Source organism: Gordonia iterans (assembly GCF_002993285.1).
GTDB classification, from domain to species: domain Bacteria; phylum Actinomycetota; class Actinomycetes; order Mycobacteriales; family Mycobacteriaceae; genus Gordonia; species Gordonia iterans.
Genome location: NZ_CP027433.1, coordinates 585,872 through 609,378, shown reverse-complemented (window position 1 = coordinate 609,378; position 23,507 = coordinate 585,872). Strand labels below are relative to the sequence as shown.

Below are 23,507 nucleotides of genomic sequence, written 5' to 3'. Positions count from 1 at the left end.
CCGCGGCGGGGTCTGATTCGACCGGCCCTCCGTCGCGGGCCTAGTGACGCGCCGGTCAAACCCCTTCTTCACTCCCAAGGAGCTTGACCACTCATGGCAGCAGCAGACGCCTTCACCTCCGGCCCGAGCCGCATCGTCACCCCCAACGGGCCGATCCCGGCGGGCCAGCCCTCCTACAACCAGCAGCGCAACTCTGCGATGCCGGTACACCGCTATCGCAGCTTCGCCGACGAGGTGGAGCACATCTCGCTGCCCGACCGCACCTGGCCGGACACCGTGATCGAGCGCGCACCGCAATGGTGCGCCGTCGACCTGCGCGACGGCAACCAGGCCCTGATCGACCCGATGAGTCCCGCGCGCAAGCGCCGCATGTTCGACCTGCTGGTGCGCATGGGCTACAAGGAGATCGAGGTCGGTTTCCCGTCGGCCAGCCAGACCGATTTCGACTTCGTCCGCGAGATCATCGACGACGGCGCGATCCCCGAGGACGTCACCATCCAGGTGCTGACCCAGGCCCGGCCCGAGCTGATCGAGCGCACCTTCACGGCGTGCGACGGCGCGCCGAACGTGATCGTGCACTTCTACAACTCGACGTCGATCCTGCAGCGACGCGTAGTGTTCCGCGCCGACAAGACGGCCATCACCAAGATCGCCACCGATGCCGCGCGGCTGTGTCTGGAGACCGAGAAGCGGTTCCCGGACACCGCGTGGCGCTACGAGTACTCGCCCGAGTCGTACACCGGCACCGAGCTGACCTACGCCAAGGAAGTCTGCGACGCCGTCTCCGAGGTGATCGCGCCGACCCCGGACAAGCCGCTGATCATCAACCTGCCGGCGACCGTCGAGATGACCACGCCCAACGTCTACGCCGACTCGATCGAGTGGATGAGCCGCAACCTGGCGCGGCGGGAATCGATCATCCTCAGCCTGCACCCGCACAACGATCGCGGTGAGGGCGTCGCCGCCGCCGAGCTGGGCTACATGGCCGGCGCCGACCGCATCGAGGGCTGCTTGTTCGGCAACGGCGAGCGCACCGGCAACGTCGACCTGGTGACCCTCGGGATGAACCTGTTCTCCCGGGGTGTCGACCCGCAGATCAACTTCGCCGACATCGACGAGATCCGCCGCACCGTCGAGTACTGCAACCAGCTGAACGTCCCCGAGCGGCACCCGTACGGCGGCGACCTGGTCTTCACCGCGTTCTCCGGCAGCCACCAGGACGCCATCAACAAGGGCCTGGACCAGATGAAGTTCGACGCCGACGCGCAGGACAAGGACGTCGACGACATCCTGTGGCAGGTCCCCTACCTGCCGATCGACCCGAAGGACGTCGGCCGCAACTACGAGGCCGTGATCCGCGTCAACAGCCAGTCCGGCAAGGGCGGCGTCGCCTACATCATGAAGGCCGACCACGGCATGAATCTGCCGCGCCGCCTGCAGATCGAGTTCAGCCGCGAGATCCAGAAGATCACCGACGGCGAGGGCGGCGAGGTCAACCCCAAGGAGATGTGGGACGTCTTCGCCCAGGAGTACCTGGAACCGATCACCCCGCTGGAGCGGATGCACCAGAAGGTCGACGCGGCCGAGTACGACGACGGCCAGGACTCCATCACCGCCGTGGTGAAGGTCGACGGCGTCGAACGCGAGATCAGCGGCTCCGGCAACGGCCCGCTGGCCGCCTTCGTCGACGCCTTGGGCACCGTCGGATTCGACGTCCGCGTGCTCGACTACTCCGAGCACGCGCTGACCGCCGGCGGCGACGCCAACGCGGCCTGCTACGTGGAGACCGCGATCAACGGCGAGACCGTGTGGGGCGTGGGCATCGCATCGTCGATCACCACCGCCAGCCTGCGCGCCGTGGTGTCCGCGGTGAACCGCGCCCATCGGGTCTCCGGAGAGCACGAGGCAGAAGAGGCGGCGGAGGGCGCGCGGACCTGGGCCCCCTAGTGTCCCGTGTCGAAAGTTCTTTCGCGGTATGCCGGGGCCCGATGAACGTCTGGCGGCGTTGTCCTCGGTCAGGATACCTGCCGGTATCCCTCCCTCGTCCGCCTTGCCGGCCGCCCATCGGACTCCCGGCAACCATCGAGAAACTTCCGACACGGGACACTAGCGCCGCAGCGGGCCCTGCGCCGGCCCTCCCGTCGCGTCCGGCGGGGAGTCCCGACCCGGGTTTCGCCGTATCCGTCCACGTGCGCGGATCGGCGCTTCTAGGCTGAGGGCCATGTCCGCGACCCTCGATCCCCGGCCCGCCTCGCTTCGCGACGACACACGCGAAACGGACTGGGATGCGATCCGCGCATGGACGAACGTCAAGTACATGCACTTCGACGTGCGTCCTGTCGGACGCGGCGTGGCGCCCGCGTCGTCGATGTTCTCCACGTCCATCGGCGACATCATCCTCACGCACTTCCGCTACGGCGTCCACGTCGAACTCGACGACTTCGATCCCGGATCGGGCAAGGTTCTGGCGCTCACCACACTGCGCGGCCGGACGCGGCACGGGACGCGGCGGGCGACCACTGAACTGTCGGCGAACGAGACGTTCGTCGTGGACTGCGGTCACTCGCCGTACCGGCTCGGCGCCGACCGGGATCATCTGCAGCTGAACCTCACCGTGCCCGTTCGGCTGCTGACTGATCTGGCATTGCGCTGGTACGGCGACGTCCCCGATGCGCGGCTGTGGTCGAAACCGTGTGTGATCGGCGGCCCGGGCAGCGCCTGGCTGGCACTCCTCGAATTCGCCAGTCGCACCGCCGCCGCGGCCCCGGACGAGGTGGCCGTCGGCCAGGTGGGCCGTCAGCTGGAAGAGATGATCACCGCGCACCTGCTCACCGAGTGGGCCCGGCACGCCGACATCGCCCTGCCCTCGTCGACTTCCGTGCCTGCGCCCCGCTACGTGCGGGCCGCAGTCGAGTACATCGACGAGCACGCCCGGGAGCTGCCGACGATCACCGAGATCGCCGCGATCGCCGGCGTCAGTGTCCGCGCGCTCAGCGGCGCGTTCAACACCTATCTCGGGACGTCGCCGCGGAGCTACCTGATCGAGCGCCGGCTCCAAGGGGTGCGTCGAGAACTCGCGGCGGGTGCGACGTCCGTCGCGAGCGCTGCGCGCGCGTGGGGCTACGTCAACATGGGCGGCTTCGCCGGAGCCTACCGGCGTCGCTTCGGAGAACTGCCGTCGCAGACGCTCAGACGAGGTGCTTCGACTTGATTGCCGATCACGAGTACCGCATGCCGATCGGGAACGTCCCGCTCGGGTGACTCGGGTCACGATTCTTGGGCGCGCTCGCCCCCGAGCGCCGCGGCGCTTCGGGCGTCATCACCACGACGGAGGTCTCCACAATGCCCCACTTGAACGACACCCTTGATGCGATCCTGCAGCACGCGGTGACCACCGAGGATCCCGCCGAACGGGTACCTGGTGTGGTTGCGACGGTGACGCGCGGCGACGGCACCCTCTACGAAGGCGCCTGCGGTCTACGTTCACTCGACGACGACACCCCCATGACACCCGACTCTGTGTTCTGCCTGTTCTCCACCACGAAGGCGGTCACCGGAACTGCGGTCCTGCAGTGCGTCGAGGAGGGGCTGCTCGATCTGGACGCCCCCGCCGCCGAGTACGTGCCCGAGATCGGCGAACTCCAGGTGATCGAAGGTTTCGGAGAGGACGGCAGGCAGCTCCTGCGCGCACCGCGAACGCCGATCACCACGCGGATGCTGCTCCTCCACACGGCAGGCTTCGGCTACATGTTCTTCTCCGACGTGTACTCGCGGCTGACCGCCGACACCGGTCAGCCGGACATCATCGCGGCGACGAAGAAGTCGCTGATGACCCCGCTGCTCTTCGACCCGGGCAGCCGATGGAACTACGGCACCAACATCGACTGGGCGGGTCTGGTGGTCGAGGCCGTGCGCCACGCCCGCCTCGGCGAGGTGATGGCCGAACGGATCTTCGCACCGCTGGGGATGACCGACACCGCGTTCACCATGAGTCCGTCGATGGCGGCGCGCCGCGTCGAGGTCCACCAGCGTCGGGACGACGGCGGTCTCACGCCGACCGGAATGGTGTTGCCGCAGGATCCGGAGATCCAGATGGGCGGCCACGGCCTGTACTCGACCATGCCCGATTACACCCGCTTCCTGCGCATGTGGTTGCGCGGCGGGGACGGTGAGTTCGGCCGGGTCCTGAACCCGGAGACGGTGGCCGCCGCATCGGTGAACGGCCTCGGCGAGCTCAAGAGCGGCATGCTCAAGACCTCTGCCCCGTCACTCTCGCACGACGCCGAATTCTTCCCCGGGCAGAGCAAGTCGTGGGCGTACACGTTCATGGTGAACGACGAACAGGCGCCCACCGGTCGCGCAGCGGGTTCGCTGGCCTGGGCCGGGCTGGCCAATCTCTACTACTGGATCGACCGGGAGTCCGACGTCGCCGGCATCTGGGGCACACAGATCCTGCCCTTCGCCGACCCCGGTTCCCTCAACGGGTACCTCACCTTCGAAACTGCCGTCTACGAGCACCTGGCATGACGCCGGACGTGTAGCGAAGCCGTGATCCCGGCCGCCGCACGATCCACCGATCAGGAGTCTGAGCGCGACGCCCGGATGCGCGAATGCCCGAGCCAGCGGTCGTGCAACGGCGTCGCGATCCAATGCAGCAGGACCGCGACTGCGGCGGCCAGGATCACGCCCAGGATGTGCTCGAGACCGGAGCTCGCCGCGCCCTTACCGGTGATCTCGGCCATGTGCACGACGGTCGCGACCAGGAACACCACATACCAGAACTCATGGTGGTCGAGCAGGCAGGCGAGCGCGATCACCGCACACAGGACGAACACCACGACCAGCGCCGGCTGCGGGAGGATCGCCGCGAGCAGCACCGAGGAGCCCACGCCGAGCGCCGCGCCGACCACCCGCACGAGCGAATTGTGCAGCACCTTGCCCGAGTCGAAGGCGTAGATCAGGCAGAAGATCAGCAGCGCGTACGAGAGGCCGGTCCAGTCAGACAGGGTGAACACCGCCGTCAGCACCGCTGAACCGATCGCCAGACCGCCGCCGTAGTACAGGCGGTCGACCAGTGGAGCGGGCTTGGTGTCCAGCTCCCGGTCGTCCGGACCGCTGCTCCTGTCCACCGCGACCGCGATCACCAGCACCACGACGGCGCCGACCACGACGCCGACCAGCGGCTGCCACACCTCGGCCAAGGAGCCGGTGTCGGCGAACGCCGCGAAACCCACGACGCTGGCGGGCGAGCGGTTGAGTCCGGCCTTGCCGTTCAGCGCGAAGAGCCCCTGGACCATCGCGGTGGCCACGATGACCGCCAGCATCACCCAGGGCCCGTAGGTGCCGATGAGGATGCTGACCGCGCAGATCAGCATCGTCCACAGCGAAGCGAGCAGCAGCTGCCGAACCCGCAGAGTCCGCACCGCTGGCGCGAGGAACATCAGCGCGATGTAGCCCGCATACAGCACCGGTGTCCCCCAGGCCCGCGCCAGCAGCCCGAGGATCGCCGCCGCGATCAGCACCGCGACGCCCGAGATCAGCAGCAACCGCTTGGGCGGCGGCTTCTTCGCGTTGGCGAGGGTGACGGGGGTCTGATTCATGAGCAAGACCCTACGGGCGGCCGGGCCCGTCGTCGGGGGTGAATCGCAGTCGGCACGATCGAGGCGCCAGTCCGGCTTGATCGGTCGTCGTTCCCTTCCTCACGCCAGGGACGCGACCGGAGTCAGCTGTCCCGGGGCCGCTTCAGGGACGTCAGCCCACCCTTGGTACGGCGCAGACGGTAGTCGATCCGCGTGTCGACATACGTGCGCACTCGCGGGTCGTCGGGCAGGCTGTCCATGACGCCTCCGGTGATGTAGTCGGCGGCGCGCTCCAGGCGGTCGCGTCGTTGCTCCAGTTGCATCTTCCGGTACTCGTACCGCAGCCCCTTCACGACGGCGAAACACATCAGGAGCAGCACGACGGAGAACGGGAGCGCCGTCGCCAATGCCGCCGATTGGAGGGCGCCCAGTCCGCCAGCGAGCAGCAGCGAGATCGCCACCGCACCCTCCAACACCGCCCAGAGCACCCGAGACCACACCGGCGGGTTGGGATGCCCTCCCGAAGTCAGCATGTCCACGACGAGCGAACCGGAGTCCGACGAGGTGATGAAGAAGAGCGCGATGATGATGATCGCGAACACGGACAGAACCTGCCCGATCGGAAGCCCTTCCAGCACGCGGAACAGCGTCGCCGGAGCGTCGATTCCGGTGTCGCCGTCGTCTACCAGATCGCCCGCGCCGAACAACTGACGGAACAGTCCCGCCCCGCCCATCACAGCGAACCAGATGAAGCCGACAGCAGTGGGGACCAGCAGCACGCCGGAGACGAACTCACGCACGGTTCGGCCACGCGAGATCCGCGCGATGAACACACCCACGAACGGCGCCCACGAGATCCACCAGCCCCAGTAGAAGATGGTCCAGCTCTGGTACCACGCCTGCGCTTGCTCGCCTTGGAAGGCGCCGACGTCGAAGGTCATCTGCAGCACGTTGCCCAGATAGAAGCCAAGCGACTCGACGAGATTCCGGAAGATGAACAGAGTCGGCCCCAACACCAGGACCGACACCATGAGGAGTCCGGCGAACGTCAGATTGATGTTCGACAGCCACTTGATGCCGGCGCCGACACCGCTGACCACCGACAGGGTGGCAAGGAAGGTGATCACAGTGATCAACGTGATCAACAGTGCATTCGAAGCCGGATCGCCGACCAGTCCGATCGAAGCGAGCCCGGCCGCGATCTGCTGAACGCCGAGGCCCAGGGACGTCGCGACACCGAACACTGTGCCGAGGACGGCGAGGACGTCGATCACGTCGCCCGCCCATCCCTTGACCCGGTCACCGAGGAGCGGCTCGAGCGCCCAACGGATCGAGACCGGCCGACCACGGCGGTGAATCGCGTAGGCAAGGGCGAGACCGATCACCGCGTAGATCGCCCACGGATGCAGGCCCCAATGGACAAAGGTCTGCGCCATCGACAGGCCCGCGTTCTCGGCCTGATCGTCGCCCCAGCCGGCCTTCGGAGCAACTGTCGCGTAGCTGAGCGGCTCGGCCACGCCGTAGAACACCAGACCGATGCCCATCCCGGCCGCGAACAGCATGCTGAACCACGACAGGGTCGAGTACTCGGGCTTCTCACCGTCTCGTCCCAAAGTGACGGCGCCCAGCTTGGACGCGCCCACGATGATCGTGAAGAAGACGAAGCAGGCGATGGCCAGCACGTAGTACCAACCGAGCTCTTCGACGATCCATCCCTGGATCTCGCCGAACACCTCGCCGGTACCGGTGGGCGCGCCCACCGCGACGATGACGACTCCGACCACCAGGACCAGGGCCGGCCAGAACACCCGCGGTGCGATGGCTCCGGGGCCGATGAGCACGCCTTGACGTCTCAGCTTCTCGGTGATCTCCTCGTCGGTGTCTTCTTCGGCGATGTGGTGATGCGCGGGCACACCCTCCATGGACATGTTCGTTTCCAGGTCGGGAATCGGGTGGCCGCCGGTCTCGACGCCCTCGCCTCCGGTGTCGCTGTCATTCTCCGGTGTCGTATTCATGCTCTCGTCAGGTTCTCCATCGGTTACGTATCCCGACATACCCTGTGCGAACGCTGAGTGTTAAGCAAGTCGTACCCGCGGATCCGGCCCGATCGTCGCCGAGACGTTATGCCCACGACTGCTGCCACCATCGCCGATCACCGCGTCGCCTCCCGGTCCACCGGATCGGGCTCGACCCCGGCCATGACGTCCATCTCCTCCAGGGTCTTGCCCTTGGTCTCCGGGACGAATTTCAGCACGAACAGGAACGAGAGCACCGCGAACCCGGCGTACATGAAGTAGCCGAAGACGAGACTGAAGTCCTTGATCGCCGGGAACGTGGTGGTGATGACCCAGTTGGTGACCCACTGACCGGCCGCGGCCACCGACAGTGCAGCGGCGCGGAACCGGTTCGGGAACATCTCGCCGAGCAGCACCCAGACCACCGGGCCCCAGCTCATGCCGAAGAAGACGACGAAGCCGTTGGCGCCGATCAGCGCGATGATGCCCCAGGCGCCGGGCAGAGTCTGGACCACCTCGCCGTCCTTCATCACCGGCGCGCCGTTCTCCAGCTTGTCGGTGAGCTGACTGAAGCAGATCGCCACCAGCGACAGGGTCACCGCCATGCCGGCCGAACCGACCAGGAGCAGCGGCTTGCGGCCGACCCGGTCGACCAGCATGATCGCCACGATCGTGGTGAGAATGTTGATCACCGAGGTGATGGTGGAGGTCATGAACGCGTCGTTCTCACTGAAGCCGGCCGCCCGCCAGAGCACGTTCGAGTAGTAGAAGATCACGTTGATGCCGACGGCCTGCTGGAAGATCGAGAGGAACAGACCGATCCACACGATCGGGTACACCTTCCCGGCCGGGCTCTTGAGGTCCTTCCACGAGGGCTTCTTCTCCTTGCCCATGCTGGTCCGGATCCGGTTGATGGTGATCTCCAGGTTCCGCTCGCCGAGCAGTCTCTCCAGGACCGCGCGGGCCTCGGGCAGTCGCTGCTGCGAGATCAGGAAGCGTGGCGACTCCGGAATGGTGTAGGCCAGCCCGCCGTACAGCAGCGCCGGGAACGCCATCATCAGGAACATCCAGCGCCAAGCGTCCCAGCCGAGCCACAGCTCCTCGTTCGACCCGCCCGCCGCCGACTGCAGGGCGTAGTTGACCAGGAAGGAGAGGAAGATGCCGAGCACGATGGCGAGCTGCTGCAGCGACCCCAGCCTGCCGCGGAGCCGGGCCGGCGAGACCTCGGCGATGTACGCCGGCGCGATCACCGAGGCCACACCGACGCCGACACCGCCGACGATGCGGAAGATCACGAAGAAGATCAGGCCGCCCATCCCCCAGGACTCCGGAGCGGCCGCACAACCGATCGCGCTGAGGAGGAACAGCACTGCGGCGATCTTCATCACCATCAGGCGCCCGATCCGGTCGGCGATCCGGCCGGCCGTCAGGGCGCCTGCCGCCGCACCGATGAGGGCGGCGGAAACGGCCAGGCCAAGCGGGCCCGCACCCACGTTGAAGTCCGACCGGATCGCCTCGACCGCACCGTTGATCACGGCCGTCTCGTAGCCGAACAGCAGCCCGCCCAGAGCCGCCACCGAGGCGATCCTGATCACGCCGCGGGCCGAGCCGCCGTCGTCTCCCTCGAAGATCGACTCCACTTCCGGAGCCGGACCGCCCTCGCTCATGATCGCCCTCTCGACGTGTGTTAGTGGCTTAGATCACCCTAAGTCCGACCGATCGAGAGTCGACGGCAAAAAGGTGGAATGCCCGTGCTCCCGGGTCGGCATGTTCGGAACCCGAACGGTCATGCGTGCGTCAGGGCCTAAACGTCGACACCGGAGAGACCTCGTCGACCGCGGCCGCGACCGCACCGACGAGGTGGGTGAGCCGTCCGTGCCGGGCCCGCTCGACCCGCACCGCGTCCACGGCGACCGGCACGCACTCTCGGTTCAGCGTCTCTCGGATGGCCGGCAGCACATAGTCCGCAGCCTGCTCCATCTCCCCACCGACCACCACCAGACCCGGATTGACCAGATTCGCAAGCACCGCGACCGCCCGACCCATCATCCGGCCGGCATCGGCGAGTGCCCTGCGGCAACCGGGATCTCCCCGGTCGGCACGGGCCACGATCTCGGCGATGCTGATCGTTCCGTGGGTCTCCAGCAGTTGCCGCGTCACCGCCGGCGCGGCGACCAGGGTCTCCAGGCAACCGCGGTTCCCGCACCGGCAGAGCGGCCCCTCGTCGTCGAACACCAAGTGCCCGATCTCCCCGGCCGTGCCGCTGACACCGCTCATCAACCGGCCGTCGAGCACCACCCCGGCGCCGAGCCCGGCACCGAACTTGATGTAGATCAGCGAATCGACCGCGGAGTCCGGCGCCGCGAGCGCGCGGTACTCGGCGCGGGCGCCGAGGTTCGCGTCGTTGTCGATCACCCACTGGACCGGGAGGTCCAGCGTCTGCGCCGCGAGTTCGGCGATGTCCCGGTCGGCCCAGCCGGGCAGAATGCTCGGCGAGGCGACGGTACGACGGTCCCGATCGATGGGGGCGGGCAAGCCGATGGTCGCCGCCAGGATCTCGTTGCGGCCGACGCCGGTCAGCTCCAGGAGATCGTCGAGCAGAGTTCGCACCTGCGGCAACACGACGTCGGCCGCCGAGTGGTCGGCCAGGTCGGTCTGCGAGTGCGCCAGGATCTCGCGTTCCAGATCGGCGATCGCCACGGACACGTGCCGATGACCGTGATCGACGGCCAGCACGAAGCCCGGACGCAGCGTCAGCCGCACCAGCCGGCGGCGGCCGCTGCGTGTGGTCTCCACCTGTCCGCCGGCTTCCAACTCGGCGACCAGGGTCGAAACCGTCGCCCGGGACAGCCCCGTGTGCCGCGCGATCTCGGCCTGATGCACCTCGCCGGCGGCGGCGATCACCGCCAGGACACGGGTGTGGTTGGCGCGCCGCAGCGCCGCCTGATCTCCCGGCCGTGGCGAGGTCATCGTCGTGCCTCTCGACGCGTGCCTTCGGCGCACTCAGTCGAGCGCATCGATCACCGCGGCGCCCATCCGCGCGATGTACTCGCGGGCGCCCGGCGAGATCAGCCCCATGTTGAGGAAACCGTGGATCATCGAGCCGGCACGCTCGAGCGTCACCGGGACACCCGCCGAACGCATCGCCTCGGCGTAGGCGATGCCCTCGTCGCGCAGCGGGTCGAACCCGGCGACGACGACATAGGCTGGAGGCAGGCCACTCAGATCGTCGGCGAGGAGCGGCGAGCACCGAGGGTCCACAGCCTCTTCGGGCGAGCTCAGGTAATGCGTGGTGAAGTAGTCCATGTCAGCGGCGGTGAGGAAGTACCCCTCGGCGAACTCGGCCCGCGACGGCGTGCTGCCCGTCATGTCGGTGACCGGGTAGATCAGCAGTTGCAGCTTCGGCACCACCGGCTCGCCACGGGTCTCCAGCGCCACCGCCGCCGCCAGATTCCCTCCGGCCGAGTCTCCGGCGACCACGATCTGGGCCGGATCCAGTCCCCAGCCGGGCGCCTGCTCGACGGCGAAGCGCCACGCCGCGAGCACGTCGTCGACCGCGGCCGGGAACTGGTGCTCAGGGGCCAGGCGGTAGTCGACGGACAGCACGTCCGCACCCGACGCCAGTGCCAGTGCGCGCACCGCCGAATCGTGGCTGGCGCGGCTGCCCACCACGAAGCCGCCGCCGTGGAAGAACAGGATCAGACCCCTCGGGGCGCCTTCTTGCACGCGGTACCGGGTCACGCCGATCGGACCGCCGGGTCCGTCGAACGTCAGGTCCTCTTCCACCGCGAAGGGCGGGAAGTCCTCGGCCATGGCCCCCGAGGTGGCCTCCAGGCGCTTGCGATCGACCACGGGGTCGGTGCTGGTGAGCGACATACCGGGAACCTTCGAGGTCGCGAGGGCGACGCCCGCCATCTCCGGAGCGAGGTGCTCTCCGTCGGAGTTGACCCGAGTGAGTCGCGCACCCGCGCCGAGCACCGAGGCGGGGATCAGGCTCATCGCCTTGAGCAGGCGACGCTGAGCGCGGTCGAATGCGGACAGTCGGATGTATGTTGCACGGCTCACAGTGGCCGACGCTACACAACGTCGAGCGGTGAAGCAGCGGGCCCGCCCGCCTGTGACAGACTTTGTCCCATGCGTCTGCCACTTCGCACCCGGGCGGCTCTGGCCGCAGCCGCGTCCGCACGCTGGGCTTCCCGCGCCGCCGGCCGGGGCAAAGGCTCGATGATCGGCGGCCTGGTCGCCGAGAAGATCGACCCGCAGATCATGTCGCGCTTGGCCGACTGCCGGCGGACCGTGCTGATCACCGGAACCAACGGAAAGTCGACCACCACCCGGATGACCGCCGCGGCGCTCGCACCGCTGGGCGACGTGGCCACGCAGGCCGACGGCGCCAACATGGATGCCGGGATCATCGCCACGCTGTCGTTGACCCGCGGAGCGCCGGTCGCCGCGCTGGAGGTCGACGAACTGCATGTCCCGCATGTCAGCGACGCCACCGACCCGGAGGTTCTGGTGCTGCTGAACCTGTCGCGGGATCAGCTCGACCGGGTCGGCGAGATCAATCACATCGAACGGCGGCTCCGCGAGGGCATCGCCCGGCACCCGGACACCACGCTGGTCGCCAACTGCGACGACGTGCTGGTCACGTCCGCGGCTTTCGACGCCCCCGACGTGGTCTGGGTGGCCGCGGGCGCCGGCTGGGTCGGCGACTCGGTCAGCTGCCCCCGGACCGGCGAATCGATCGTGCGGCGGGGCGAGGACTGGTACTCCTCCGGTGACCCGGGCTTCCGGCGGCCGCAGCCGCAGTGGTGGTTCGACGACGAGAAGGTGTACGGCCCCGACGGTTTCCAGGCGCCGATGACGCTCGCCGTACCCGGCCGGGCCAATCGCGGGAACGCGACCCAGGCGATCGCGGCAGCGGTTGCGATGGGAGTGGATCCGGCGACGGCGGCCGCCGCAGTCGGCACTGTCGGCGAGGTGGCCGGCCGCTACGGATCGGTCCAGCTGGGTCCGCACCGGATCCGCACGCTGCTCGCCAAGAACCCGGCGGGCTGGCAGGAGGCGCTGGCGATGATCGACCAGGACGCCGACAGCCTGGTGATCGCCGTCAACGGTCAGGTGCCCGACGGCGAGGACCTCTCGTGGCTGTGGGACGTGCGCTTCGAGGCGTTCGAGACCATGAAGGTGATCGCCGCCGGCGAACGCGCGTCCGACCTGGGCGTGCGCCTGCTGTACGCGGGCGCCGAGCACACCACGATCCCCGATCCGGTCGCGGCGATCGCGTCGTGCCCGCCGGGCCGCGTGGAAGTGCTCGCGAACTACACCGCGTTCCGCGACCTCGGCACCGCCCTGGAACGCCTTGGCGCCACCCCCGTCGAGGATCCCCGGTCGAGCCCTCCTCGCCAGTCGAGCGGAGTCGAAACCACCCGCGCAGATGCCCCGGACGGAGACACCCGATGAGCGAATCCACCCTGCGGATCGGCCTCGTACTGCCCGACGTGATGGGCACCTACGGCGACGGCGGCAACGCTCTTGTGCTTCGGCAGCGTGCCCGGATGCGCGGCATCGACGCCGAGATCGTCTCCATCACGCTCGACGACGACGTCCCCGACTCGCTGGACGTCTACACCCTCGGCGGCGCCGAAGACTTCGCGCAGCGCCTCGCCACGCGGCACCTGGCCCGTCATCCCGGCATGCAGCGCGCCGCCGAAGCCGGCCGCCCAGTGCTGGCCATCTGCGCCGCCATCCAGGTGCTCGGCCACTGGTATCAGACAGCCGCCGGTGAGAAGGTCGACGGCATCGGCATGTTCGACTGCACCACCTCGCCCATGGAGTCCCGGGCGATCGGCGAACTCGCCACCGAACCACTGCTCGACGGTCTGACGCAGACTTTGTCCGGCTTCGAGAACCACCGCGGCGCAACCACGCTGGGTCCCGATGCGCGTCCGCTGGGCACGGTCCGGCACGGCACCGGCAACGGTGCGGCCGCTTCGACTCCGGCCGGGGCGGCGACCCGGGTCGAGGGCGTGGTGCAGGGCAGCGTGATCGGCACCTACATGCACGGCCCGCTCCTGGCCCGCAACCCCGAGCTGGCGGACTACCTGTTGACCCAGGCCACCGGCGCCGACCTCGCTCCCCTGGACCTGCCCGAGATCACCCGGCTCCGCAGCGAGCGGCTGCACGCCGCGCGCTGACTCCCGCCGACGGTCGAGCGACATCCCTCGACGGTTGACGACGAAGGAGTCGAAACCAAACCCGCCACCCCGCCACATCGACGGTTGAGCGACGAAGGAGTCGAACCCCGGCCCGCTCACCCGTCGCAGGACACCACATCGCAGCGCGCTCGTGTCCGGTCGACGGCGAACCAGCCGTCTTCGAAGCGCTGCCAGGCGGCTAAATGCTCGAGCTGCTCCGCGCCGTCCCGGGCGACCGTGCGGGCCAGGCGCTCCTCGGGCAACGGACCTTCGATCCAGAGCGCCCGCTCCAGCCGTGCGGCGATCGAGCGCCGCGCCGCCGTCACACCCTCGATGATCAGCAACGGCGCCCACCGCAGGCGCTGCACGGGGCCCACCACGGGCACACCGTCGGTCCAGACACGCGGACGGTAGGCGATGTCGTGACTGCGGACGAAGGGCGCCAGGACGTCGCGCTCGAGCTCTGGCCACCACGCCGCAGGCTGGGTCCAGGTGGCGTAGTCGTCGGTGCGGATCAGCAGCGGCGGGCGACCGAGTTCGGTCAGACATTCGGTGAGGGCGTCGGCGAAGCTGCTCTTGCCCGCACCTGACGGACCGTCGATCGCCACGATCCCCTGCCGCGGAAGCAGCGAGTCGGCGATCGCGTGCGCGGCTTGTACGAGGTGATCGGTCGTCATCGCTGTCCCGGCGCCCGAGGTGCCGCCGTCAGGCGAGGACTCGCCGACCGGACAGCGCTCGGCCGAGGGTGAGTTCGTCGGCGAATTCCAGGTCGCTGCCCATCGGCAAGCCGGAAGCCAGGCGCGTCATCGACAGTCCGGGAAAGTCCTTGAGCATGCGCAGCAGGTAGGTCGCGGTCGCCTCGCCCTCGGTGTTCGGGTCGGTCGCGATGATGATCTCGGTGACGTCGACGCCGTCGGGCTGATTGGCCAGTCGCTGCAGCAGTTCGCGGATCCGCAGCTGGTCGGGGCCGATGCCGGAGAGCGGATCGAGCGCGCCGCCGAGCACGTGGTAGCGGCCGTCGAACTCTTTCGTCCGCTCGATCGCGTAGATGTCCTTGGGCTCTTCGACCACGCAGATCTTGGTGGCGTCGCGGCGCGCATCCGCGCAGATCCGGCAGAGCCGCTCGGCCGCGACATTGCCGCATTCGGCGCAGAAGCTGACGTTGTCGCGAACCTCACCGAGCGCCGTGACCAGCCGGTCGATCTCAGCTTTGTCGCCGGCCAGGAGCGAGAAAGCGATGCGCTGGGCACCCTTCGGACCCAGCCCCGGCAGTTTCGCCAGCTGGTCGATCAGCACCTGGATCGGTCCCTCGTACATCTACTTCCTCGCCACTCCCGATCGATCGGGATGCTGGGGGCCTCAGCCCAGGTTGATCAGGCCGTCCGGCCCGCGCAGGTCGTCCGGGCCGCCGCCGAGGCCGCCACCCGCTCCGCCGTCCGGCCCGCCGAGACCGCCGGCCAGCGGCCCCATCTTCTCCGCGGTCAGCGCATCCCGTTGCGTCGCGAGGTCGGCCAGCGCCCCGATGACGAGATCCTGCAGAGTCTCCACGTCGTCGCGGTCGACGACCTCCGGCGAGATGGTCACACCGGTCACATCACCGGCGCCGGTGCCGGTCACCGTCACCAGACCGTTGCCCGCAGATCCGGTCACCGTGGTGGCCGCGATCTCCTGCTGCGCCGCCAGCAGCCGGTTCTGCATCTCCTGCGCCTGGGCGAGGAGGCCTGCCATCGGATTGTCGTCGCCGCCGCCGAACAGGGCACCGGGGTCGAATGCGTCAGTCACGATCTCCAGGGTAGTCGGTGGCGTCAGCTCAGTAGACGCTCGACATGCGCGGCGAGCTGATCGATCGTTTGCCCGCCCGCCGGGGCCACCTCGAAGGAGAGCAATTCGTCGGCGAACAGGGCCGTCGCCCGGCGGTTCAGCGCGAACTCGAACCTGTCGCCGACCCGCCGCCACTGCACCACGCCGCCGTAGACGGGGGCGCTGGCGCCGGTCGTGACGCAGTGCTCGTTCTCGTGCGGCCCGCCCGGGAGATCCCGTTGCAGCTGGAAGCAGGCTTCGGACTCGGTGTCGAGGAACACCACGGCCTCGCACCCGAGGTCGGAATGGTGTTCGTAAGAGCCGAGGATCGCCATGTCGCCGAACTTACCGCGGCCCGTCACCTCCCGGCCCCGTACGACACCGGACGTCTCAGCGGAAAGGACGGCAATGTTCCCTCGGCGCCTCGTATACGTCCGGTGTCGTACCCGGGCCTCGACGGTCAGAGCGTCCGCGATGGGTCGAACCGCACCGAGGATCAAGTGGGCCGGAGATCCGGCGAGGGAACCTCACCGGAAGACCAGGTTCGAGACGACTCGAAGCCACGCTCTTCGCCGGTCACCGGATCGGTGAACTCCAGCCGCGAGGCGATCAGGCGGAGCGGCCGGGAGAAGTCTCCCCGGTCCGGTGCGGCGGCCAGGTCGTCGTCGACCTCGGGATACAGCGGGTCGCCGAGGATCGGCACCCCGAGACTCGCCATGTGCAGTCGCAGCTGATGCGTGCGGCCGGTGTGAGGCACCAGCCGGTACTCGCCCAGCCTGCCCGTCGCGCATCCCGCAGACGGACCGTCGATCGCTCGCTCCAGCGTGATGTCGCTGACGGCGTTGGCCGGACCGTCGACGACGCGTGCCCGCAGGTCGCCGGCGGTCTTGACGATGCGGTCGGCGACCCGGACGGTCTTCCTTTCGACGAGCTCAAGGGGCGACGCACCGCGGGCAAGGGGCGATCGGGAAGCACCTGGCTCATGGACCCGGGGCAATTCGGCGAGCGCCCGGTACTCCTTGCGCACCTCGCGGTCGGCGAACAGCCGCTGGTAGGCCGCACGCTCGGCGGGCATCCGCGTGAACAGCAGCACCCCCGCCGTCAGTCGGTCCAAGCGGTGAGCGGGCGCCAAGTCCGGCTCGGCCAACAGTCGGCGCAGTCGGACGAGCGCGGTCTGCGTGACGTGCCGTCCGCGGGGCATGGTCGCGAGGAAGTGCGGCTTGTCGACCACCACCAGGTGCTCGTCGACGTGCAGGATGTCCAGGTCGAACGGCACGTCGAACTCGTCGGGCAGATCCCGGTACAGGTACACCGGCACCGCTCGGGAGACTCGGGCTTCGAGATCGCAGGGACGGCCGTCGGCATCGACGACCAGGCCTGCCTGGTGTTGCCGCGCAAGCTCGTCCGCAGTCAGTCCGGCCAGAGTCGGCGCGGCGAGCAGTGCCTCCGCGACGGTCGGCGGAGTGGCGAACAACTCCGGGCGGAGGACCACCCGCGTGGCGTCGACGCCGTCACGCAGCGGGAGCGGCTTGCTGCGACGGCGGCCGCGGCGACTCAGGATTCCAGGCGGGACTTGAGGTTGCCGAGAAGCTCGGCCTGGATCCGGCCGAGGCCCTTGGGCGCGAAGGTCTTCTCGAAGAAGCCTCCGATGCCGCCGGCGCCCTGCCAGCTCGTGGTGACCTCGACGCGACTGCCCCGATCCGACGGGCCCACCCGGTACACGGTGACCATCGAGGAGTTGCGGTCGGTCTCGGTGACCGAGTCTGCGGTCACCGTCACGTCGGCGAGCACATCGCGCGAGCGCTTCTCCGTCGCTTGCAGGATCCAGTGCACGGTGCCGTCGTCTCCGTAGACGAAGTCACGGTAGTTGGCGGGAAGGATCGCCGGGCGCACGGTCTCGTAGTCGGCCAGTGCCGCGAGAACCACCTCGGGTGCGGCAGCGATGTCGATGGCGGAAGTGGCGGATACCTGACCCACGGAAGACTCCTTGCAGTGGCGGAAGCCCCGAGCCTTCGGGGCCGCCCTCCACGGTACCGAGGTGCACAGTAGGGTTGGAAACGTGGCTTCCGAGGGTCTCGAGTACGGGTCGGCAGGATTTCAGCACGGGGTGGATCGCCTGCTGGCGAGCTACCGCGCGATTCCCGCGACCGCGGGCGTCCGCCTGGCGAAGAAGACGTCGAACCTGTTCCGCAAGCGCGCCGCCAATCCTGCACCGGGACTGGACGTCTCGGGTCTGGACCGGGTGATCTCCGTCGACCGAGAGGCCCGGACCGCGCAGGTCGCAGGCATGTGCACGTACGAGGACTTGGTCGACGCGACCCTCCCCTACGGCCTGGTTCCGCTGGTGGTGCCGCAGCTCAAGACGATCACCTTGGGCGGCGCGGTGACCGGACTCGGGATCGAGTCGACGTCGTTCCGCAACGGCCTTCCGCACGAGTCGGTCTTGGAGATGGAAATCCTCACCGGCGCAGGCGATCTGATCGTCGCGCGGCCGGACAACGAGCACTCCGACCTGTTCTTCGGGTTCCCCAACTCCTACGGAACCCTCGGGTACTCGGTGCGGCTGGAGATCCAGTTGGAGCAGGTGCCGCCGTTCGTGGAGCTCCGGCACGTGCGGTTCACCTCGATCCGGGACCTCCAGAAGGAGATGATCGCGATCGCCGCGCGGCGCGAATACCGCGGCGAGCAAGTCGATTACCTCGACGGCGTCGTCTTCAGTCACGACGAGAGCTACCTGGTGCTCGGCCGTCAGACCGACGAGACCGGGCCGGTCAGCGACTACACGGGGATGGAGATCTTCTACCGCTCCATCCAGCATTCGAACGTCGACGAGCCGAAGCGGGACCGTCTCACCATCCGCGACTACCTGTGGCGCTGGGACACCGACTGGTTCTGGTGCTCGCGCGCGTTCGGAGCGCAGAACCCGAAGATTCGCCGGTTCTGGCCGAAGAAGTACCTCCGGTCGAGCTTCTACTGGAAGCTCATCGGGTACGACCAGCGCTGGGACATCGGCGACAAGCTCAACGCCCGCAAGGGCCTGCCGCCCGGCGAACGCGTGGTGCAAGACATCGAGGTGCCGATCGAGCGGACTGCCGACTTCGTCGAGTGGTTCCTGGACGAGATCCCGATCGAGCCGATCTGGTTGTGCCCGCTCGAGCTGGCCTTCGACGGGGCTCAAGCGGCAAACGGGGCTCAGGTGTCTACCGGTTCAGACCAGCCGTGGCCCCTGTATCCCCTCAAACGCGGACGGGGATACACCAACGTCGGGTTCTGGTCGGCCGTGCCGGAGACGCCGGGCGAGCCCGGCTACACCAACCGTCGCATCGAGCGGAAGGTCAGCGAGCTCGACGGCCACAAGTCCCTCTATTCGGAGTCGTTCTATCCGGAAGACGAGTTCGACGAGTTGTACGGCTCGGACGCCTACCGCGCACTCAAGGCGAAGTACGACGCGCGCGGCAGGCTGCTGAGCCTTTACGAGAAGGCGGTCAAGCGCGCATGAATCTGGCAGAGATCTTCGAGATGCTCCTCGGACGGGAGCTCAACATCCGCTTCACGGCGTACGACGGAAGCAGCGCCGGACCCGAGAACGCCGAGTTCGGCCTCGACCTGAAAACTCCGCGGGGCACGACATACCTGGTGACCGCGCCCGGCGATCTCGGGCTGGCTCGGGCCTACGTCTCCGGCGACCTGGAACTGGTCGGCGGTCATCCCGGCGATCCGTACGGCGCCCTGCGCGCGCTCGCCGACGATCTGAACTTCCGTAAGCCCAGCCCGCTCGCCATGGCCACCGCGGCCAAGCATCTGGGCGTGGAGCATTTCAAGCCGATCGCGCCGCCGCCGCAGGAGGCGCTCCCCCGCTGGCGCCGCTTCGCCGAGGGCCTGCGGCACAGCCGCGGCCGCGACGCCGAGGCCATCCAGTACCACTACGACGTCTCCAACGCGTTCTACGAGATGGTGCTCGGCCCGGCGATGACATACACGTGCGCCGTGTACCCGGACCGGGACGCCACACTGGAGGAGGCGCAGGAGAACAAGTACCGGCTGATCTTCGAGAAGCTGGCGCTGGGGCCCGGCGACCGGCTGCTCGACATCGGCTGCGGCTGGGGCGGCATGGTCCGTTATGCGGCGCGCCGCGGCGTGCACGCCCTGGGCGTCACCCTGTCGAAGGAGCAGGCGCAGTGGGCTCAGCAGGCGATCGTCGACGAGGGCCTGACCGAGTTCGGCGAGGTTCGCCACAACGATTACCGCGACGTCGCCGAGTCGGGGTTCGACGCGGTCAGCTCGATCGGCCTCACCGAGCACATCGGTCTCGCGAACTACCCGTCGTACTTCAGGTTCATGCGCGACAAGCTGCGCACCGGCGGCTTGCTCCTGAATCACTGCATCACGCGGCCGGACAACCGCACACGAGCCAAGGCCGGGCCGTTCATCGATCGCTACGTCTTCCCCGACGGCGAGCTGTCCGGTGCCGGCACCATCATCTCCCGGTTGCAGGACGTTCCCGGACTCGAGGTGCTGCACGAGGAGAACTTCCGCGAGCACTATGCCATGACTCTGAGAGACTGGAACGCGAACCTGGTGGAGAACTGGGACGCGGCGGTCGCCGAGGTCGGCGAGGGCACCGCGCGCCAATGGGGCCTCTACATGGCCGGCTGCCGGATCGGGTTCGAGCGCGACGTGGTCGAGCTGCACCACGTCCTGGCCGCTAAGCTCGACGACCAGCGTCACCCGGCGACGCCGCTCCGGCCGTGGTGGACTCCGTAGCCGGCGACGCGCAACGGCGACACGGTCGGGGCAGGGTTCCCGGGCGGTCTTGAACAGGCGGTCTCGGAATACCGCGCCCGCGCCACGCCTCAGCTGCCGTCGTTGACCGGGCGTGCGCCCAGTTCGGACTTCAGCAGCTCGAGCGCCACCTGGTCGGGGTCGAGTCGAGCGTCCGGTGCCCCGGTGTGCGCCGAGGCGACCATCTCCGCGCGCTCGGCATCGCTCAGTTCCTCGTCGGGGACCGGTTCGGCCGGCCAGGGCTCCTCGGGCTCGGGCGGCGGCTCGGGAGGAGGCGGCCCGGCGTCTGCTGAGGGACGACGATCCGCACCCGCCGAGGGCCGGCTCGGCCTGGTGAACGCCTGACGCTTCGGCGGCGCAGCGGGGGCCCCGCGCTGACCGGCAGCCGACGACCCGGTCGGCGGGCCACCTTGCGCATGGACCACCTGAATCTGCCAGCCGGGACCGAAGAGCTCCCCGAACACCCGGTTGAGCAGGTCAATCCGCGCGGGATCGGACAGCCGTCCGGCGACCGGCTGATGCGGGTGGCCGAGCACGATCGCGCCGCCGCCACCCTCGACAGGTTCGACCGCCTGCACCGTCGCCGCCGAGAGCATCGACTCGAGGACCTTGCCGGTCGGGGCGCTTCTGACGGCTTCGCGGATGTCGGCCCACCGCGCGGTGACCGTCGCTGCGGTCAGCGCCGGGGCCGCTGGCGGAGCGGATTGGGCGGCTGGGGCGGGATCGGGCGCGGGCTGGTGCCCGGGCTCGGGGGTCGCCGGTGCGGGTTCTGCGGGTACCGGCGTCTCGGAGGCCGGCGTTGCCGGTGGTGCCGGGGGCGAGACGGGAGACCGCGCCGGAGCCTGGGCGTGGGGCTCGGGCTGGGCTGACGCCGCCGGCCGCGCCGCAGTGGTCGGTCGATTCTGCTCAGTCCGCTGCTGCTCAGTCCGCTGCCGGTCAGAGCGCTGCCGGTCAGGTCGCTGGGCGCCCGCCCGCTCGGGCGGCGGTGCGTCGTCATACGGATCACCGGGGTAGTACGGCTCCTCCGGCGGGGGCACGTCGGCGTACGGATCGTCCGGCTGAGAGGGCGACGCGCCCGCGTGCGACGCGGGGGCAGCCGACTGCTCCGGCTCGACCGTCGGAGTCTCCGTCACCGCCGGCGGCGCCTCGGGCATCGGCGGCTCGACCGCTTCCGGGATCGGCCGAGGGGGCACCGGAGTCGCGGGTGCCTGCTCGGCTGTCGGGGACGTTTCGACACGGCTCGTCACTTCGTTCCTCACCGGCTCAACGAGCGAGGAAGGCGGCTCGGCCACAGGAACCGAACCCACCGACGAAACAGGCGAAGAAGGCGGCTCGGCCACCTCCTGAATCGGCCGCGGGGGTGCACCCTCCGGCTTCGCGGAAACGGGCTCCTCTGCCAGGGGCGTTTCGACACGGCTCGTCACTTCGTTCCTCACCGGCTCAACGAGCGAAGAAGGCGGCTCGGCCACAGGAACCGAACCCACCGACGAAACAGGCGAGGAAGGCGGCTCGTCCGCAGGAACCGAACCCACGGACGTCTGCTCCTGAGCGCGGCGCTGCGAGGGCCGCACGAAGCGTGACGGCGGCTCGTCGGCGGGCGGAGCCGGTGCGGCGGGGGCAGCGGAGCCCGCGGGGGCGTCCGAGGTCGGGGTGCCAGCCACCGGGGCGCCGGCGGGTCGTCGTTCCAGGGTTTCCAGGCGTTGAAGGAGCGCGGCGTCGTCGGTGCTCGCCGCCGGCAGCAGGAGCCGGGCGCACATCACCTCGAGCAGGAGCCGGGGCGAGGTGGTGCCGCGCATGTCGCCGAGCGCGGTATGCGCGACCTCGGCGTACCGGGTCAGCGTCGCGAGGCCGAGGTAGTCGATCACCGCGCGCATGCGGGTCACCTGGTCGGCCGGGGCCTCGACCAGGCCGCGCTCGGCGGCGTCGGGCACCGCCTGAAGCAGCAGCAGGTCGCGGAAGCGGTCGAGCAGGTCGATAGCGAAGCGCCGCGGGTCGTGACCGGCGTCGACCACCCGCTCCACGACACCGAACAGGGCGGCGCCGTCGCCGGCGGCGAGGGCGTCGACGGCGGCGTCGATCAGCGCGGAGTCGGTGACGCCGAGCAGAGCCAGGGCGCGATCGTAGGTGACACCGTGCTCCCCCGCTCCGGCCAGGAGCTGATCGAGGATGGAGAGCGAGTCGCGCGGCGATCCGCCGCCGGCCCGGATGACCAGCGGGAACACCTCGGGTGCGACGACGGCGCCCTCGCGCTGGCAGATGTTCTCCAGCAGCCCGCGCATGATGGGCGGCGCGAGCAGGCGGAACGGATAGTGGTGCGTGCGCGAGCGGATGGTGGTGAGCACCTTTTCCGGCTCGGTGGTCGCGAAGATGAAGATCAGGTGTTCCGGCGGCTCCTCGACGATCTTGAGCAGCGCGTTGAAGCCGGCCGACGTGACCATGTGCGCCTCGTCGATGATGAACACCCGGTAGCGGGACTCGGCGGGCGCGTAGAAGGCGCGGTCCCGGAGTTCGCGGGTGTCGTCGACGCCGCCGTGGCTGGCCGCGTCGAGCTCGACGACGTCGAGATTGCCCGGACCGCCGGGGCCGAGCGCCACGCACGAGGAACACACGCCGCACGGCGTCGACGTCGGACCCTCCACACAGTTCAGCGAACGGGCCAAGATGCGCGCCGAGGACGTCTTGCCGCAACCGCGCGGTCCGGAGAACAGATAGGCGTGGTTGATCCGCCCGCTGTCCAGGGCCCGACTCAGCGGGTCGGTGACATGCTCCTGCCCGACGACCTCGGCGAACGTCGCGGGCCGGTAGGTGCGATAGAGAGCCACGGGAGCAACCCTACCGGCGGGCTCTGACAGTGTTCACGGTCGGCTCGGATCTGCGGGTGCGCGTCAGAATCTCTTGTGGGTGGTGGTGACTTAGGCGCTGATCGGGTACGTGACGCAGCAGCCGAGACCGTCTTGCTGGGATTCGGGTACGGGTGCGTTCTGGCAGGCGGTCGTAACCGACGCGGGAATCGGCGTCGGGACACCGCCGGAATCGGCGTGGGGTCGCCGCCGGAGTGCTGCTGGCGACTCGTCGCCTGCGCGGACGCCGGCGGCTCCGGATTGGCCGGTACCGACGCGGTCGAGTGCGCTGCC

The 23,507-nt window shown here is 69.0% G+C and carries 19 protein-coding genes; 7 read left to right on the top strand and 12 right to left on the bottom strand.

What is annotated here, in order from left to right; genetic code table 11:
• Positions 1 to 93: 93 nt before the first annotated feature.
• The 3 genes from leuA (at position 94) to C6V83_RS02740 (ending at position 4,527) form a co-directional block, all read left to right on the top strand.
• On the top strand, positions 94 to 1,947 hold the full coding sequence (leuA, locus tag C6V83_RS02750) for a 2-isopropylmalate synthase (protein ID WP_105941101.1): 1,854 nt from the start codon (positions 94 to 96) through the stop codon (positions 1,945 to 1,947).
• Positions 1,948 to 2,221: 274 nt separating this feature from the next.
• Positions 2,222 to 3,211 (top strand): AraC family transcriptional regulator, encoded by a 990-nt coding sequence (locus C6V83_RS02745; protein ID WP_105941100.1) that lies wholly within the window; start codon positions 2,222 to 2,224, stop codon positions 3,209 to 3,211.
• Between the two features lie 131 nt (positions 3,212 to 3,342).
• Positions 3,343 to 4,527, top strand: coding sequence for a serine hydrolase domain-containing protein (locus C6V83_RS02740; RefSeq protein WP_105941099.1), 1,185 nt, complete (start codon positions 3,343 to 3,345; stop codon positions 4,525 to 4,527).
• A gap of 50 nt (positions 4,528 to 4,577) precedes the next feature.
• On the opposite strand, the gene C6V83_RS02735 is transcribed toward C6V83_RS02740, so the two are convergent.
• The 5 genes from C6V83_RS02735 to C6V83_RS02715 all read right to left on the bottom strand — a co-directional run bounded on the left by C6V83_RS02735 (position 4,578) and on the right by C6V83_RS02715 (position 11,659).
• Positions 4,578 to 5,600 (bottom strand): FUSC family protein, encoded by a 1,023-nt coding sequence (locus C6V83_RS02735; protein WP_105941098.1) that lies wholly within the window; start codon positions 5,598 to 5,600, stop codon positions 4,578 to 4,580.
• Positions 5,601 to 5,722: 122 nt separating this feature from the next.
• Positions 5,723 to 7,594, bottom strand: coding sequence for a BCCT family transporter (locus tag C6V83_RS02730; protein WP_105941097.1), 1,872 nt, complete (start codon positions 7,592 to 7,594; stop codon positions 5,723 to 5,725).
• Between the two features lie 137 nt (positions 7,595 to 7,731).
• Positions 7,732 to 9,261 carry a sugar porter family MFS transporter gene (locus C6V83_RS02725; protein WP_105941096.1) on the bottom strand — a complete coding sequence of 510 codons (1,530 nt, stop codon included), beginning with the start codon at positions 9,259 to 9,261 and terminating at the stop codon, positions 7,732 to 7,734.
• Between the two features lie 130 nt (positions 9,262 to 9,391).
• Positions 9,392 to 10,564: an ROK family transcriptional regulator gene (locus tag C6V83_RS02720; protein WP_105941095.1), complete on the bottom strand. Its 1,173-nt coding sequence runs from the start codon at positions 10,562 to 10,564 to the stop codon at positions 9,392 to 9,394.
• Between the two features lie 33 nt (positions 10,565 to 10,597).
• A complete protein-coding gene (locus C6V83_RS02715) occupies positions 10,598 to 11,659 on the bottom strand; it encodes an alpha/beta hydrolase (RefSeq protein ID WP_199832576.1) in 1,062 nt (353 codons plus the stop codon).
• Positions 11,660 to 11,728: 69 nt separating this feature from the next.
• On the opposite strand from C6V83_RS02715, the gene C6V83_RS02710 reads away from it, so the two are divergent.
• Together C6V83_RS02710 and C6V83_RS02705 are read left to right on the top strand one after the other, a co-directional pair.
• Positions 11,729 to 13,057 carry a Mur ligase family protein gene (locus tag C6V83_RS02710; protein ID WP_105941093.1) on the top strand — a complete coding sequence of 443 codons (1,329 nt, stop codon included), beginning with the start codon at positions 11,729 to 11,731 and terminating at the stop codon, positions 13,055 to 13,057.
• On the top strand, positions 13,054 to 13,791 hold the full coding sequence (locus C6V83_RS02705) for a type 1 glutamine amidotransferase (RefSeq protein ID WP_105941092.1): 738 nt from the start codon (positions 13,054 to 13,056) through the stop codon (positions 13,789 to 13,791). The genes C6V83_RS02710 and C6V83_RS02705 overlap by 4 nt, the downstream gene beginning before the upstream one ends.
• Before the next feature lie 116 nt (positions 13,792 to 13,907).
• On the opposite strand, the gene C6V83_RS02700 is transcribed toward C6V83_RS02705, so the two are convergent.
• From C6V83_RS02700 to C6V83_RS02675, 6 genes are all read right to left on the bottom strand, one after another.
• The gene (locus C6V83_RS02700; RefSeq protein WP_234353832.1) at positions 13,908 to 14,468 is read right to left on the bottom strand and encodes a uridine kinase family protein; all 561 of its coding nucleotides are present in this window, start codon (positions 14,466 to 14,468) and stop codon (positions 13,908 to 13,910) included.
• 28 nt (positions 14,469 to 14,496) lie between these two features.
• Positions 14,497 to 15,108, bottom strand: a complete 612-nt coding sequence (gene recR, locus C6V83_RS02695; RefSeq protein ID WP_105941091.1) for a recombination mediator RecR — start codon at positions 15,106 to 15,108, stop codon at positions 14,497 to 14,499.
• Positions 15,109 to 15,150: 42 nt separating this feature from the next.
• Positions 15,151 to 15,573: a YbaB/EbfC family nucleoid-associated protein gene (locus C6V83_RS02690; RefSeq protein WP_105941090.1), complete on the bottom strand. Its 423-nt coding sequence runs from the start codon at positions 15,571 to 15,573 to the stop codon at positions 15,151 to 15,153.
• A 23-nt stretch (positions 15,574 to 15,596) separates the two neighbouring features.
• Positions 15,597 to 15,926 (bottom strand): hypothetical protein, encoded by a 330-nt coding sequence (locus C6V83_RS02685; RefSeq protein ID WP_105943665.1) that lies wholly within the window; start codon positions 15,924 to 15,926, stop codon positions 15,597 to 15,599.
• Between the two features lie 161 nt (positions 15,927 to 16,087).
• Positions 16,088 to 17,083 carry a pseudouridine synthase gene (locus C6V83_RS02680; RefSeq protein ID WP_105941089.1) on the bottom strand — a complete coding sequence of 332 codons (996 nt, stop codon included), beginning with the start codon at positions 17,081 to 17,083 and terminating at the stop codon, positions 16,088 to 16,090.
• A gap of 62 nt (positions 17,084 to 17,145) precedes the next feature.
• A complete protein-coding gene (locus tag C6V83_RS02675; protein WP_105941088.1) occupies positions 17,146 to 17,568 on the bottom strand; it encodes an SRPBCC family protein in 423 nt (140 codons plus the stop codon).
• Between the two features lie 82 nt (positions 17,569 to 17,650).
• Between C6V83_RS02675 and C6V83_RS02670 the strand changes: the two genes are divergently transcribed.
• Positions 17,651 to 19,090, top strand: a complete 1,440-nt coding sequence (locus C6V83_RS02670) for an FAD-binding oxidoreductase (RefSeq protein WP_199832575.1) — start codon at positions 17,651 to 17,653, stop codon at positions 19,088 to 19,090.
• Positions 19,087 to 20,355, top strand: a complete 1,269-nt coding sequence (locus C6V83_RS02665) for a class I SAM-dependent methyltransferase (protein WP_105941087.1) — start codon at positions 19,087 to 19,089, stop codon at positions 20,353 to 20,355. Before C6V83_RS02670 ends, C6V83_RS02665 begins: the two co-directional genes overlap by 4 nt.
• 89 nt (positions 20,356 to 20,444) lie before the next feature.
• Here C6V83_RS02665 and C6V83_RS02660 read toward each other — a convergent pair whose 3' ends face one another.
• Positions 20,445 to 23,195, bottom strand: coding sequence for a DNA polymerase III subunit gamma and tau (locus C6V83_RS02660; protein ID WP_105941086.1), 2,751 nt, complete (start codon positions 23,193 to 23,195; stop codon positions 20,445 to 20,447).
• Between the last annotated feature and the right edge of the window lie 312 nt (positions 23,196 to 23,507).

What these genes read in the sequence shown, in the direction of transcription:
- leuA (WP_105941101.1), top strand. Translation starts at nt 94, where the DNA reads ATGGCAGCAGCAGACGCCTTCACCTCCGGCCCGAGCCGCATCGTCACC.
- C6V83_RS02745 (WP_105941100.1), top strand. Translation starts at nt 2,222, where the DNA reads ATGTCCGCGACCCTCGATCCCCGGCCCGCCTCGCTTCGCGACGACACA.
- C6V83_RS02740 (WP_105941099.1), top strand. Translation starts at nt 3,343, where the DNA reads ATGCCCCACTTGAACGACACCCTTGATGCGATCCTGCAGCACGCGGTG.
- C6V83_RS02735 (WP_105941098.1), bottom strand. Translation starts at nt 5,600, where the DNA reads ATGAATCAGACCCCCGTCACCCTCGCCAACGCGAAGAAGCCGCCGCCC.
- C6V83_RS02730 (WP_105941097.1), bottom strand. Translation starts at nt 7,594, where the DNA reads ATGAATACGACACCGGAGAATGACAGCGACACCGGAGGCGAGGGCGTC.
- C6V83_RS02725 (WP_105941096.1), bottom strand. Translation starts at nt 9,261, where the DNA reads ATGAGCGAGGGCGGTCCGGCTCCGGAAGTGGAGTCGATCTTCGAGGGA.
- C6V83_RS02720 (WP_105941095.1), bottom strand. Translation starts at nt 10,564, where the DNA reads ATGACCTCGCCACGGCCGGGAGATCAGGCGGCGCTGCGGCGCGCCAAC.
- C6V83_RS02710 (WP_105941093.1), top strand. Translation starts at nt 11,729, where the DNA reads ATGCGTCTGCCACTTCGCACCCGGGCGGCTCTGGCCGCAGCCGCGTCC.
- C6V83_RS02705 (WP_105941092.1), top strand. Translation starts at nt 13,054, where the DNA reads ATGAGCGAATCCACCCTGCGGATCGGCCTCGTACTGCCCGACGTGATG.
- C6V83_RS02700 (WP_234353832.1), bottom strand. Translation starts at nt 14,468, where the DNA reads ATGACGACCGATCACCTCGTACAAGCCGCGCACGCGATCGCCGACTCG.
- recR (WP_105941091.1), bottom strand. Translation starts at nt 15,108, where the DNA reads ATGTACGAGGGACCGATCCAGGTGCTGATCGACCAGCTGGCGAAACTG.
- C6V83_RS02685 (WP_105943665.1), bottom strand. Translation starts at nt 15,926, where the DNA reads ATGGCGATCCTCGGCTCTTACGAACACCATTCCGACCTCGGGTGCGAG.
- C6V83_RS02665 (WP_105941087.1), top strand. Translation starts at nt 19,087, where the DNA reads ATGAATCTGGCAGAGATCTTCGAGATGCTCCTCGGACGGGAGCTCAAC.